A 12,476-nucleotide genomic window follows, 5' to 3' on the forward strand; every position below is an offset into this window, starting at 1 on the left:
ACATGCGGCAGGCGCATCGAGCGGGACCCGCGCGGGGGCGACGAGGCCTTGCGTCCCGAAATGAAGCGGCGCTTCCCGACGGGAAGTAAGGCCGGCAGCGCGACGACGGCGGCGAGGCGTGCCCGGAAGGTCGGACGACCTGGCGCCTGTGGGTGGCTCCTGGGGAGGAAGCGCCCTTTTGCTCGGGGCCCGAAGAGCAGGTCGAGTGGCACGTCGCTTGCTCGTCTTGCTCTCGACGCTGCGCCAGCGAGGCGAGGCGCGCAGGCGATGCTACCTGGCTCAGGGGAGCGCTGCTGCCGCGCCTACGTACCAGGTCTGCGCGGTAAACCCCGAGGAACAGAAGAGAACAACATGACAATGCACATCATTTTTCTGGTCGATAGCAATGCTCTCAAGCAGAATCCTGGAGGCCAGTTTGGCAATCCCCAGCCGCTGGCGCACCCTCCTCTCAAGTACGGGAGAGGAAACGACCCCAATACCTACACCAACCAAAGCGGGGACACTCCCGTGACTGTGTACTTCAACGAGGAGGTCCTCATCTCCGTCCAGGACTCGAACTCCAACATCGGTGTGGCTTGCGCCCCGGTGGGTTTCGTCGCGATGGCCTGGGAGCGCGCTGCGATTACCCTCGGTGACCTCACCGGCGGGGATGCGGTCATCGGAGACATCAGCTTCCGGGACACTCGCGTCAACTCGTATGGTTATGACTATGTCGTCGGTTCGAACTCTCCGTGGGGGCCGGAGAATGACGGCCAATACCTGGTCACTCGCCATGACGCGAACCTGACTTCGCCCGTGAAGCGCAACCCGTACGTCCTCGTTCCGGCGCTCACCACTGCGGGTACGCTGCAGTACGGTCTCGAGTTCTATTGCGCGATCGGCGGAGAATATATCGGTAATTACTGGTTCGATCCCTCGATCACGATCGCAGCACCGCAGTGACCACGGGCGCCGGCGTCAGCCGGGCCGCCCGAGGACTCCCCCTTGCTTCTGGTCGGACCTGACCACGATCGACGACGAGGCGACGCGCGAAGCTGCTGCGCGCGTTCTACTTCGATGGACCACCGGAGCTCGGGCCGGTGGTCCAGATCGACCGCCAAGGCGCCAACCTGAGCTCCGGCGGGTACGGCGACTCGACGGGGCAGATCCGCACCAGCTCGTTCATCGAGCGCAGGCGGCTGCTCCGCGAGTTCGAGCTGGTGAACGGCTGCCGGTGCTCAGCCTATCGCCTCGGCCGTGAGCAGGCGCGTCCTCCGGCCCGACGCGAGCGTGAGGTGCTGTCCCCAGCTGGTCTGGTGCGGCATGTCCCCCTCGACGATCTCGCTCGCCCGGATCTCGAAGCCCGCGGCGCGGTAGGCGGGGCGCAGCGTGTCGTCGACCCACGCGTCCGAGAGCTCGGGGAGCCCGAGTCGCGCCGCGTAGGGCCGGTCGTCGAAGACGCTCTGGTTGAGCAGCGCGATGAGCTCTCCGCCCGGCCGGACGAGCTGGCGCAGCGCCTCGATCACCGGCGCCTCGGGCAGCACGAGGGCCGAGAGCAGCGAGGCCCAGGGGAAATTGAGCGTGAGGGTGTGGGCGAGCCCGGTGAGCTCCGCCGGCAGCGCTTGCACGGACGCGACGACGAAGAGCGCGTTCGGCCGGCCGCCTCGGGCGACCTTGCGGCTGGCGCGCCACGACACCTCGCGCATCCGCTCCCCCGCGGGATCGACGCCGATGCAGTACGTGTCGGGGTGGGCGCCGGCCGAGCGGTACACGAAGCGGCCGTCGCCCGTACCGACGTCGATGAGGACGCGCGCGTGGCCGGCGAGCTTCGCCTCGAGGTCCGCGCGCGTCCACGTGAGGGACGTCTTGCCGAACTGCACGATCATCGTCGCCTCGAGCGCCGCTCTCCTGGGTTCCTCGCTCAGCCGGGGGCGCCCCCGCCCCCCGGGCGGTGCCCCGCGGCGCTCGCCGCCGCGAGCTCCCGGCAGGCGAGCGCCCGCACGAGGTCGTCGCTCGCCTCGCGGAGCATCCGGACCAGCATCGGCAGCCGCGGCGTCGCCGGCGCGCCGTCCGGGGCCCGCCCGAGCGCCGCGGTCCGCGCCTCCGCGCGGGCGAGGAGGTCCCGATCGACGCGGTACGAGGGGAACAGATGGGTGAAGTACGCGGACGCGAGCTCGTGCGTCCGCGTCTCGAAGACCTGCTGCACCCGCTCGAAGAACGCCTGCGCGTACGGCTCGAGCAGCGCGCGCTGGAACGACCAGTTGAAGCCCGACATCGCCGCGCCGGTGAGGTGGAGCGAGCCGTACCCGTCCTCGTGGAAGCGCGCCCACGCCGCGGCCTTCGCCGCCGGATCCGGCCGCGCCGTCTCGGCGCGCAGCGCGGCGCGCTGGCCGCGATCGGACGGGTCGCGCTCGCGCTCGGCCGCGAGCCGCTCCTCCGCGCCCTTCATGCCGCGCGCGATCCACTTCACGGCCACCGTCCAGCGCATCTCCTGGTCGATCTCGAGGCCCTCCACCTCGATCTCGCCGTCCGCGAGGCGCGCGGCCAGCGCGAGATCCGGCGCGGAGTACGCCGCGTTGAAGAGCGCCCGCGCCCACACGATCTGGGCGTCGCCGCGGGGGGCCGCCCGCAGGGCCGCGAGGGCGAGGCCCGTGAACGCGCTCGCCTCGGCCTCGCGCAGCGGATCCGGCACGTAGCGCGCGAGCGCCGTCGCCGCGTTCGTGAGCACCGGGTCGACGAGCGAGAGGTCCGGCTCGGCGGGCAGCTTGTCCCTCACCAGCGCGAGGTACGCGGGGGAGGCGAGCTTCTGGTCGCGCACCATGCTCCAGAGCGACGACCAGAGCAGCTGGCGCAGGAGCGGATCCTCCACGCGGCCCATGTGCTCGCGCACGAACGCGAGCGAGGCCGGGTCGAGCGCGATCTTCGCGAACGTGAGATCGTTGTGGTTGGGGAACACGAGGAGCGGCGCCCGCTGCCCCCGCGCGGCGGCGATCTCGGTCGCCGCGCCGTCGATCTCCGCGGGGACGGAGTCGACGACGAGCGCGCCGTCCTCCTCGCGCGCCAGCGCGACGTCGATGCGGTGCGGCCGGAGGATCGGGTAGTCGGCCGGCGCCGTCTGCAGCACGCGGAGCCGGCCGATGCGGTCGCCCTCGGGCTCCCACTCGGCCGTCAGCGTGTTGAGGGACGCCCGCTCGAGCCAGAGGCGCGACCACGCGCCGAGGTCGCGGCCGGAGCCCTCCTCCAGCGCGGACAGGAACTCGCGCAGCGTCGCGTTGCCGTACTGGTAGCGCTTGAAGTACCGGCGCATCCCCTCGCGGAAGGCCGGGAGGCCGATCGCCGCGACGAGCTGCTTCATCGCGGCGGCGCCCTTGCCGTACGTGATGCCGTCGAAGTTGAGGAACGTCTGCTCCGTGTCGGCGAGCTCCCCGGCGATGGGGTGCGTCGTCACGAGCTGGTCCTGCCGGTAGGCCCAGCTCTTCATGACGTTGAACGCCTTCCACACGGCCGGCTGGAACCGGGTCGCCTGGTCCATCGCGAGGAAGGCCATGTACGTGGCGAAGCTCTCGTTCAGCCAGAGATCGTTCCACCACCGCATGGTCACGAGGTTGCCGAACCACATGTGGGCCATCTCGTGGAGGAGCACCTCCGCGCGCGTGAGGCGCTGGTGGTCCGTCGGCGGGTCCCTGAAGATCATGCGCTCGCTGTGGGTCACGGCGCCGACGTTCTCCATGGCGCCGGCGTTGAACTCCGGGACGAAGACCTGGTCGTACTTGCTGAAGGGGTAGGGGTAGTCGAAGAACTCCGGGTAGAAGTCGAAGCCCTGCTTCGTGATCGTGAAGAGCTCCTCGGCGTCGAGGTGCCTCGCGAGCGACCTGCGGCAGTAGAGCCCGAGGGGGATCCCGCGGTGCTCGTCGCGGACGCCGCTGTACGGGCCGGCGATCAGCGCGAAGACGTAGGTGCTGAACCGGGTCGTCTCCTCGAACACCCGCGTCATACGGCCGAGGCCCGCGCCGAACGTGCGGCTGACGCGGGCGTTGCCGATGACCTCCCAGTCCTCGGGCGCGGTGACGGAGAGCCGGTAGCTCGCCTTGATGTCCGGCTGATCGAAGCAGGGAAACACGCGGTGCGCGCTGAACGGCTCGAGGTCCGAGTAGAGGTAGTCCTCGCCGTCCTCCGGGTCGCGGAAGTGATGGAAGCCGTCGCCCGTGTGATCGTAGTCGTTCTCGTAGACGACGCGCACGCGCGTCTCCGGGGCGAGCAGCCGCCCCGGGAGGACGATGCGGCAGTCGGACCACGCGGGCTCGACCAGGGCGCCGTTGATCTCGAGCCGCTCGATGCGCCGGCCGCGGAAGTCGATGAACGTGTCGCCGTGGCCGCGGACGTCGAAGTAGGCGATCGCCTCGCCGCGGTAACCGCGGGCGTCGCGCGAGAGGTCGAGCGAGAGCTCGTAGCGCGCATTGCCGATGCGCGCGGCGCGCTCCTCGGCCTCTGTCTGGGTGAGCACGTCCCGTCCAGGGCCGCCGGTCGTCTCCGTCATGACTGGACACCGTAGGACGAACCGCCGGAGGGTGGCCAGCGATCTGCCGCGGTCGCGGTCGCTGCGCCGTCGGGCGACCGCCGCGCCGCGTGTCCGGCTGCCGCATGGCCGCGAGGCGCACGAGGGGGGCGCCTGCCAGGCGGCCGGGCGAAGTGCGAGGGAGCGACCGGGCGACTAGGCCGCCCTGCACGGCCGACGTCGCATGCTCGAGGGGGCGTGGAGCGATCCCGGGGCGTCGGCCTCACCCGTGCCGCCGGGATGCCCGACGCCGCGGGCGGCCTCCGGAGAGAGCCGTACGCCCTGGTTCTGTGCCAGAACGGGGCGGCGCTGTGCCGGGGGGAGGGGGTCCGGCACTGGCTCAAACGCAGTGCACTGCGACACACCGGGGTCCGGACCCCTCGATAACGCTTGGTCCAGCGATTTTCAGGGCAAGGTTGTGCCAGAAAACGCATTTCTCGGCGAAATTCTGTGCCAATGACCCAGCGTGCACCCTCCTCGTTGTGCCACAAGGGGGTGCCGGACCCCTCCGGACCGCAGAGCAGAGCGCTTGCCAGGGTGCCAGAGCTCCTCCCGGGCGTAAGGCGCGCGAGCGGGGGTGCGCGGCTCGGCGTGGTCTGGAGCGCGCCTGGACCTGGAGCGCCCTCGAGGGGCCGATGCCGTGCGTGTGCCGTGGTTGCACCTGCGCGGGCCCGCTATGCTCGGACCATGCAGCGCGCGCCGACGTCCTGGGTGATCGACCCCGACGATCCGCGGGCCCCTCCGCAGGAGCTCTGGGACCGCATGACGCCGGAGGAACGGCAGCGCGTCCTCGACACGCTCCCGTCGGAGTTCGAGATCTCCGAGGCGTGCCCTCCCGAGGGCGACTTCCACTTCAACCCGAAGGTGGCGGCCAGGGACGCGCTGGGCGGGTACTTCCAGCGCATCGGCCGGCGCGTGTACCTCGCATGCGAGCTGCCGGTCTACTACCCGGCCGAGCGGATCTTCGCGCCCGACGTCATCGCGGTGCTCGAGGTCGAGGTGAAGGAGCGTGCCCGCTGGTCGGTGAGCGCCGAGGGCAAGGGGATCGACTTCGCGCTGGAGATCCTCTGGAGCGGGAGCAGCAAGAAGGACCTCGAGGACAACGTCACCCGCTACGCGTCGCTGGGCATCTCCGAGTACTTCGTCTTCGACCGCAAGCGCAGGCGGCTGCGCGGCTTCCGGCTCGCCGAGGGCAGCGCGCGGTACCAGCCGATCGTCCCGCAGGAGGGCCGGCTCGCGAGCACGGTGCTTGATCTCGACCTGAGCCTGGAGGGAGACCGGCTGCGCTTCTTCCACGGGCTGGCGCCGCTGCCGGAGACGCACGAGCTGCTCGCCCGGCTGGGCTCGATGGTGGGCGATCTCGAGGCGCGCATCGAGGAGACCGAGACGAGCCTCGACGAAGAGCGGCGCCGCTTCGATGAAGAGCGGCGCCGCTTCGATGCGGAGCGGCAGCGCGCCGACGAGGCCGAGCGGCGGCTGGCCGAGGCCCTGGCTGAGCTGGAGCGCCTGAAGCGCGAGCGCGGCTGAGCGCACGCCCGAGGCGCGCGACTCCCCTGGTCCCAGCCGAGCTCGGCTCAGGGCGCCGGAGGGCTGCGGCGCCACACGAGCGCGGCGGCGATCCCTGCGAGCGCGAAGGCCGCCTGGAGGAGGTGGACGAGCAGCGAGATCGCGATGGCGGAGCTCTCGGTGAGGCCGAGCAGCGAGGCGGCGAGCGCGAAGGCCCCGTCCGTGGCGCCGACCTGGCCCGGGATGAGGTCGCCGGCCGCCGTGCCGGCGGCGCCCACGCCGTACGCGGCGAGCGCGCGGAGGGGGCCGCTCTCGGCGCCGACGACGGCGAGCAGCACGCCGTACTGCACTGCCTGGAGCGCGCGGCCCGCGAGGCAGGCGGCGAACGGCCAGGCCGGGACGGGCGGGCGCTCGTGGACGGCCTCCTGGAAGGCGGCGGCGAGCTGGCCGGCCCGGGCGAACCGCCGGGTGATCCACGCCGAGGCGGTGCGCTGCCGTGCGGCGAAGGCGATGCCGAGGCCGCTCACGACGAGGAGGGCGGCGTGCGCGAGCACGCCGAGGGCGAGCGGGGAGGCGCCGCCGCCGAGGTGGAAGAGGGCGAGGGCCGCGAGGAGCGACAGCGGGGCCGAGGACAGGAGCGCGAGCGACTGGTTCGCCGTGGCGATCGCTGCCGCGCGCGCGGCGCCGACGTGGGGGGAGAGCAGCGCGGCCTTGACCGCCTCACCCGCGGGGCGGCCGGCCGGCATCAGCGTGATGACAGGGTAGGTGACGACGTGGATGCGAAGGAGCTCTGCAATCGGGACGCGCCGCGGCGCGCAGAGCACGCCGGTCGCGAGCGTTTCGCAGCCGATGCGCGCCGCCTCCAGCACGATCAGAAAAGGCACGAACGGCGCGGCGCGGGTCACCGCGGCGAGCATCTCCGCCGCGCCGACGTGGCGGATGAGCGCGGCCAGGGCGGCCAGGCCGAGGCCGCCGAGCGCCGCGTGGAGCAGCGCCTTTCGCCGTGCGCGGCGGGCGACGGGCGCGTCCGGGGCGGCGGGCGGAGCGGCATGGACGCGCGCCTCGCCGCTGGACGCGGGCCCGGGATCGCCGCCGGCGCATTCCTCTGCCGCTCGGGCCGGAGGCAAGGGAGCCATGGGAAGGGGGGTGCTGCGAGGAGCGTGCCGGTGCCGTGTGGGTGCAGCGCGCGCACGCGGCGGTGAGCTGCCTCGCGGAGCGCGCGCCATGGCATGCAGCGTGCGCACGCGGCGGTGAGCTGCCTCGCGGAGCGCGCGCCGTGGCATGCAGCGCGCGCACGCGGCGGTGGGCTGCCTCGCGGAGCGCGCGCGCCATGGGCATGCAGCGCGCGCACGCGGCGGTGAGGTGTCGAGCTCCTCGGCGAGCGGGAGCTCACGTGGGGACCTCCGCACGAGCCGCGGTGAGCGCCCGGCGCTCGCGGGCGCGGCCGCTCACGCCGGATCGAGCGGGGCGTGGAGCCGCGTGCCGGGCACGACGATGCCCCCGCGGTCCCCGGGGGTCAGCGAGCCGTAGCGCTCGCGGAACACCGGCGGCAGCGGCCGCGCCCCGGGCGGAGCGAGCCAGAGGCGGAGCAGGTGCCGCTTGCGATCCGGCTCGGGCCAGTCCTCGAAGGCCGTGCGATCGTGGAGCAGCGCGTGGTTGTGCACGAGCTGGATGTCGCCCGGGCGGAGCTCCATGGTCATGTGGAGCGCGGGGTCGTCGGCGAGGGCGTCGAACAGGTCGAGCGCCTCGATCTGCCGCGCGGTGAGCGGCGGGACGTCGGGAAAGCGCCGGGCCGACTCGATGTACTGCCGCTGGTAGATGGCGGACAGGAGCCCCGCGTGCCAGCTCAGCACCGGGATGCGGAAATAGGGCCGCTCGCCCGCGGGCACCTCGCTCCGGCGATCGGTCTCGATCGGCGCGAACAGCGACTCCGCCAGGTCCGGGCGCGCCCGCCGCATCTCGTTGTACAGCGTGACCGAGCTGACCAGCGCCGAGAGCCCGCCCGCCCTGGCGGTCCGCAGACAGAGCAGCGCCACGACGTCGCACGAGTCGGTGTGAAAGGTCTGCCGCTCGCGCGTCTGGTAGATGCGCACGCTCGGATCCTGGCTCGACAGGCCGAGGTCCTTCACGTGACCGAGGATGTGCCCTCGCGCGTTCTGCGAGCGCGCGCTCCCCAGGTGGCTGCCGATGCCGAGGAACGCGATCGCTGCCGCGCGGAGGTCGCCGCGGTCGAGCCACGGGCCGCGCAGCCCGCGGAGCAGAACGAAGCCGCGGCCGTCGAGCACCTCCGCGAGCACGCGGCGGAGGCGCGCGGCGAGCGATGGCAGCGGGAAGGCCTCGCTGCCGAGGTGCGCCGGGTCTTTGCCCGTCTCGGCGAAGCGGCGGACCGCGGCCTCGACCTCCTCGAGCTCCGCCTGTGTGATGTGCTCGATCCAGCCGTCGCTCTGCGCCATCGCGGGGCCGTACCAGGCCGCGGGGCCGGGGATCTGCGCCGGGATCTGCGAGAGGTCGGTGCTCGGTGCGGTCTCTTCGGAGCTCATCGTCTGGCCTCGGGCCACGGCGCTCGGGGCGCCAGCCGCGGGCGAGCGCCCGGCGCGCTGCGGCTTTCGCTGCGAGGCGATCCTCGCGCGGCTTTGCCTGGAGGGGACGGTACCAGCAGAGGTATCTTGCCGCGATGCCGATCCCCGACTTGGCCCGCGTGGGCGCCTTCCTGGAGGAGGTCGCGAGCGAGCACATGCTGCCGTTCTGGCGCCGCCTGGCGCCGGGCGACGTGACATCGAAGGCGACGGTCGCTGACCCCGGCGACGTCGTGACGACGGTGGATCTCGCGGTGGAGCGGCGCCTGACCGAGGGCCTGCGCGCGCTCCTGCCGGGGTCGGCGATGGTCGGCGAGGAGGCGGCTCACGCCGACCCGCGGGTGCTCGACGCGCTCGGCGGCGACGGCTGGATCTGGCTCGTCGATCCGCTCGACGGGACGCGCAATTTCGTCGAAGGCAACGACCGCTTCGGGATCATGGTGACGCTGGTGAGGGCCGCCAGGGCGCGCGCGGCCTGGATCCACCTGCCGGCGCGGGGGCAGACGTTCTTCGCGGAGGAGGGGGCTGGCGCCTTCCTGAACGGCGCGCGCCTCCGCGCCGATCCTGCGGCCAGCGCGGAGGAGCTGGCGGGCACGATCTACGCGCGATACATGCCGAGCGAGGTGCGCGCGACGGTGGAGGCCCGCGCGCGGGGCCGGCTGCCGGTCACGAACGACGCGGGCGACGCGAGCAACGCGGGCAGCGCGTGCGTCGACTACACGAGCGTCGCGCGAGGCGAGAAGGACTTCTACGTCTACTATCGCGTGCTTCCCTGGGACCACGCCCCAGGATCGCAGATCCTCCGCGAGGTGAACGGCGTGGTCGAGCACCTCGACGGGACGAGCTATGCGGTGACCAGCGAGAGCCGGGTGACGATCGTCGCCCGGACCCGGGACATCGCCGAACGGGTCCGGCGGGTGCTCTGCGCCGGAGGCGACGGCCAGGACGGGTCGTGCCCGTCCGGAGGCGAAGGCCTGCCAGGCGTCAGCGTGCTCAAGGAAAAACGTTGAAGGGGCCAGTCCGCCACGACAGCGCGTCTCTCGCTTGGCATCTCGGCGTTTCAACGTCCTCCTGCGTCGCCTTCGGCGCGCTCAGGATGGGCTCGTCCTTCCCGTACGGCGCGCGCGAAGCACGGCGTCGGCGCTGAACACCGCGAGCCCGGTCCAGATGAAGGCGAAGCTCACGGCCTGGGCCGCCGTGAACGGCTCGCCATAGACCAGCACGGCCAGCAGGAACTGCCCGCTCGGCGCGAGGTACTGGAGGAAGCCGACGGTGGTCAGCGACAGGCGGCGCGCCGCGTTCGTGAACCAGACGAGCGGCAGGGCCGTGATGATGCCCGTCGCGGCGAGGAGGACGTGGGTCCGCAGATCGGCGTGGCCGGCGGCGCCGGCGCCCTCGGCGTGGAGGGCGGCCAGGTAGGCCGCGCCGAGCGGGGCGATGAACGACGTCTCCAGGGTGGAGCCGGGGAGCGAGCCGACGGCGACGACCTTCCGCAGCAGGCCGTACACCGCGAACGTGCCGGCCAGGCCCAGGGCGATCCAGGGGATCGAGCCGGCGCGCACCGCCAGGTACACGACGCCCGAGGCGGCGAGGCCGAGCGCGAGCCACTGGGCGGGCCGCAGCCGCTCGCGCAGGAAGAGCATGCCGAGGAGCACGCTGAGCAGCGGGTTGATGAAGTAGCCGAGGCTGGCGTCGAGCACGCGCCCCACCGCGACGGCGTAGATGAAGAGGACCCAGTTCGCCGACACGAGCGCGCCGGTCACCGCCATCGCCGCGACGACGCGCCGGTCGCGCAGGGCCGCGCCGAGCGCGCGGCCCTGCCCCGCGGCCAGCGTGAGCGCCACGAACGAGAGCAGGCTCCACACGGTGCGATGGGCCAGGAGCTCGACCGCGCCGACGTGACGGAGCTGCTTCCAGAAGACAGGGACGACGCCCCAGGAGCTGTAGGCCGCGATCCCGTAGGCCACGCCCCACGCGGCCTCCCGGGGGCTGTCGCGAGCATCTTCGGGCGTGCGCATCGGGGTCGTGCTTCCTCGGCGGGCGTCGCTCGACGCCGCCCGTCGCCCGGCGCCGCCGTTGCGGGGCGCCGCTCGCGTTCGATCGGACGGCGAACATGGCGAACCTGCTCGGCCATTTCAAGCCCTGCGGAGAGGGCCGGGCTCGCAGGCTCGCCGGGAGGTCGCATGGCACTCGCGTTGCTGGACGCGGGGCGCGGCGTTGGAGTCCGCACCGAGCACAGCGAGGTAGGTATGCGAAGTGTCTACGGTCTGGCAGGGCTATGTGCAGTGATGATGGTCGCGTGCATGGAAAGAACGACCGGCGAGACGGAGCCTGGAGGCGCGCACCCTGAAGAGATGGGGTTCGCCACCGTCCAGTGGTCCATCGGGGACAAGACCGACGCCGCGCAGTGCAAGGCGCGCGGCGCGCAAGCGGTCGAGCTGGTCCTCATCAACACGAAGAACAACGAGGTCACGCGGCAGGTGGTCCCCTGCGATCGATTCGACGCGAGCGTGCAGGTCGCCGCCGACAAGTATGTCGGGACGATCTCGCTCGTCGATGAGAACGGCAAGGCGGTCAGCGAGCCGCTGCCGGTGGGGCCGTTCGATGTCTCCGCGTCCGAAGCGACGACGCGCAAGGTCACCTTCCCCGCCGAGGGGCAGCGCGAACCGCACCGGCGTCACGAGAGGCCACGACGATAGGCCACGGGTGAGCCCGAGATCGGCGCGCCGTAGGAGATCCGCGCGCCGATCTCTGCCGCACGCCGGCGGAGGAGCCCGATCGCGCCGCCCTCACGGCGGCGAGGGCGCCCGGTCCCTCCCCGCCCCGCCGGGGAGCCCGCTCCCTTCGATCAGCCGGAGGAGCTTGTCCTTCGTGGTCAGCCCCACGTGACGGGCCACCTCCTTGCCCCCGGCGAACGCGACGACGGTCGGAAACGCGCGGATGCCGAGGCGGCGGGCGATCGCCGGGCACCGATCGCCGTCGACCGCCACCACCTTCAGGCGCCCCGCGCCTTCCTCCGCCAGCTTGTGCAGGATGGGCGCGAGCGCGCGGCACGGGGGGCACCACTGCGCGGTGAGCTCGACGAGGACGGGCACCCCCGCCTCCAGCACCTCGGCGTCGAAGCTCGCCTCATCGATCTCGCGGACAGCATTCGTGGACATGGCGTGAACCTCCATGCCCTGGCAGGTCTCGAGGGCGGCCTCCATTACAGCGGTCGCCCGTTGTAATGTGGGCGCGGCTCGACACCTGACCTCCTGGACCATGGACGCCATCAAGGACGCGGACGACATCCTGAACCATGTGTCGCACCTTGTGCGCTCCGAACGTGCGGCGCTCGCGGCGCTGGCGCGCGCGGAGGGGGTGACGCCGGAAGACGCTGTCGACTGCGTGCAGGAGGGCCTCTGCACGCTGCTCACGCTCGCGCAGCGGGGCGCGCTCCCGGAGGACGTCGGCGCGTGGGGCGGCGTGCTCGCGGGGACGGTGCGGAACGCCGCGCGCAACCGGCGCCGCCGTCACTTCCGCGCCCGGCCGCACGACGACGTGGACGCGCACCCGGAGGCCGTGGGGGACGCGCCGGCGACCGACGAGGCGATCGCGCGGGCCGAGGAGCACGTCCGCCTGCGCGCGTGCGTCGAGGAGCTCTGCGAGATCCAGAAGGCCGTCGTGACGCTGCGCATGCTCGAGGAGCAACCCGGAGAGGACGTGGCGCGCGCGCTGGGCATCTCGGCCGGCCACGTCGCGGTGCTCCTGCACCGGGCCAAGCTCGCGCTGCGCGCGTGCATGACGTCGCCGCACTGAGCCCGCGCGCCGCGCGTGCCGCCGCGCGCCCTCGCCGAGAGCGCGCGCGGCGCGGGCGCGCC

Annotated in this window: 11 protein-coding genes; 5 read left to right on the forward strand and 6 right to left on the reverse strand. The window is 72.6% G+C overall.

Going from position 1 to position 12,476, the window contains the following annotated elements:
* Nucleotides 1–351 precede the first annotated feature (351 nt).
* Nucleotides 352–942: a hypothetical protein gene (locus WMF14_RS13410; protein WP_437801366.1), complete on the forward strand. Its 591-nt coding sequence runs from the start codon at nt 352–354 to the stop codon at nt 940–942.
* A 275-nt stretch (nt 943–1,217) separates the two neighbouring features.
* Here the strand turns inward: WMF14_RS13410 and WMF14_RS13415 are convergent, their stop codons facing one another.
* Together WMF14_RS13415 and pepN are read right to left on the reverse strand one after the other, a co-directional pair.
* Nucleotides 1,218–1,865, reverse strand: a complete 648-nt coding sequence (locus WMF14_RS13415) for a class I SAM-dependent methyltransferase (RefSeq protein ID WP_437801367.1) — start codon at nt 1,863–1,865, stop codon at nt 1,218–1,220.
* Between the two features lie 35 nt (nt 1,866–1,900).
* The gene (gene pepN, locus WMF14_RS13420) at nt 1,901–4,516 is read right to left on the reverse strand and encodes an aminopeptidase N (protein ID WP_437801368.1); all 2,616 of its coding nucleotides are present in this window, start codon (nt 4,514–4,516) and stop codon (nt 1,901–1,903) included.
* A gap of 705 nt (nt 4,517–5,221) precedes the next feature.
* Here pepN and WMF14_RS13425 point away from each other — a divergent pair.
* Nucleotides 5,222–6,061: a Uma2 family endonuclease gene (locus tag WMF14_RS13425; protein WP_437801369.1), complete on the forward strand. Its 840-nt coding sequence runs from the start codon at nt 5,222–5,224 to the stop codon at nt 6,059–6,061.
* A gap of 47 nt (nt 6,062–6,108) precedes the next feature.
* Here WMF14_RS13425 and WMF14_RS13430 read toward each other — a convergent pair whose 3' ends face one another.
* A complete protein-coding gene (locus WMF14_RS13430; protein WP_437801370.1) occupies nt 6,109–7,167 on the reverse strand; it encodes a lysylphosphatidylglycerol synthase domain-containing protein in 1,059 nt (352 codons plus the stop codon).
* A gap of 321 nt (nt 7,168–7,488) precedes the next feature.
* The gene (locus tag WMF14_RS13435) at nt 7,489–8,580 is read right to left on the reverse strand and encodes a TauD/TfdA family dioxygenase (RefSeq protein WP_437801371.1); all 1,092 of its coding nucleotides are present in this window, start codon (nt 8,578–8,580) and stop codon (nt 7,489–7,491) included.
* A 134-nt stretch (nt 8,581–8,714) separates the two neighbouring features.
* On the opposite strand from WMF14_RS13435, the gene WMF14_RS13440 reads away from it, so the two are divergent.
* Complete coding sequence (locus WMF14_RS13440) at nt 8,715–9,626, forward strand: inositol monophosphatase family protein (protein ID WP_437801372.1); 912 nt, start codon at nt 8,715–8,717, stop codon at nt 9,624–9,626.
* An 81-nt stretch (nt 9,627–9,707) separates the two neighbouring features.
* On the opposite strand, the gene rarD is transcribed toward WMF14_RS13440, so the two are convergent.
* Nucleotides 9,708–10,634 (reverse strand): EamA family transporter RarD, encoded by a 927-nt coding sequence (gene rarD / locus WMF14_RS13445; RefSeq protein ID WP_437801373.1) that lies wholly within the window; start codon nt 10,632–10,634, stop codon nt 9,708–9,710.
* Between the two features lie 285 nt (nt 10,635–10,919).
* Between rarD and WMF14_RS13450 the strand changes: the two genes are divergently transcribed.
* The gene (locus WMF14_RS13450) at nt 10,920–11,315 is read left to right on the forward strand and encodes a hypothetical protein (RefSeq protein WP_437801374.1); all 396 of its coding nucleotides are present in this window, start codon (nt 10,920–10,922) and stop codon (nt 11,313–11,315) included.
* A gap of 90 nt (nt 11,316–11,405) precedes the next feature.
* On the opposite strand, the gene WMF14_RS13455 is transcribed toward WMF14_RS13450, so the two are convergent.
* Nucleotides 11,406–11,777 (reverse strand): thioredoxin family protein, encoded by a 372-nt coding sequence (locus WMF14_RS13455; RefSeq protein WP_437801375.1) that lies wholly within the window; start codon nt 11,775–11,777, stop codon nt 11,406–11,408.
* A 100-nt stretch (nt 11,778–11,877) separates the two neighbouring features.
* Here WMF14_RS13455 and WMF14_RS13460 point away from each other — a divergent pair, with 100 nt between their 5' ends.
* A complete protein-coding gene (locus WMF14_RS13460; RefSeq protein ID WP_437801376.1) occupies nt 11,878–12,414 on the forward strand; it encodes an RNA polymerase sigma factor in 537 nt (178 codons plus the stop codon).
* Nucleotides 12,415–12,476: the final 62 nt, after the last annotated feature.

It is taken from the genome of Sorangium sp. So ce693, assembly GCF_051521375.1.
Lineage (GTDB): Bacteria > Myxococcota_A > Polyangia > Polyangiales > Polyangiaceae > Sorangium > Sorangium atrum.

Excerpts from the sequence above, each read along its gene's own strand:
- WMF14_RS13425 (WP_437801369.1), top strand. The coding sequence starts at position 5,222 with ATGCAGCGCGCGCCGACGTCCTGGGTGATCGACCCCGACGATCCGCGG.
- WMF14_RS13440 (WP_437801372.1), top strand. The coding sequence starts at position 8,715 with ATGCCGATCCCCGACTTGGCCCGCGTGGGCGCCTTCCTGGAGGAGGTC.
- WMF14_RS13415 (WP_437801367.1), bottom strand. The coding sequence starts at position 1,865 with ATGATCGTGCAGTTCGGCAAGACGTCCCTCACGTGGACGCGCGCGGAC.
- WMF14_RS13460 (WP_437801376.1), top strand. The coding sequence starts at position 11,878 with ATGGACGCCATCAAGGACGCGGACGACATCCTGAACCATGTGTCGCAC.
- WMF14_RS13435 (WP_437801371.1), bottom strand. The coding sequence starts at position 8,580 with ATGAGCTCCGAAGAGACCGCACCGAGCACCGACCTCTCGCAGATCCCG.
- WMF14_RS13455 (WP_437801375.1), bottom strand. The coding sequence starts at position 11,777 with ATGTCCACGAATGCTGTCCGCGAGATCGATGAGGCGAGCTTCGACGCC.
- rarD (WP_437801373.1), bottom strand. The coding sequence starts at position 10,634 with ATGCGCACGCCCGAAGATGCTCGCGACAGCCCCCGGGAGGCCGCGTGG.
- pepN (WP_437801368.1), bottom strand. The coding sequence starts at position 4,516 with ATGACGGAGACGACCGGCGGCCCTGGACGGGACGTGCTCACCCAGACA.
- WMF14_RS13450 (WP_437801374.1), top strand. The coding sequence starts at position 10,920 with ATGGAAAGAACGACCGGCGAGACGGAGCCTGGAGGCGCGCACCCTGAA.
- WMF14_RS13410 (WP_437801366.1), top strand. The coding sequence starts at position 352 with ATGACAATGCACATCATTTTTCTGGTCGATAGCAATGCTCTCAAGCAG.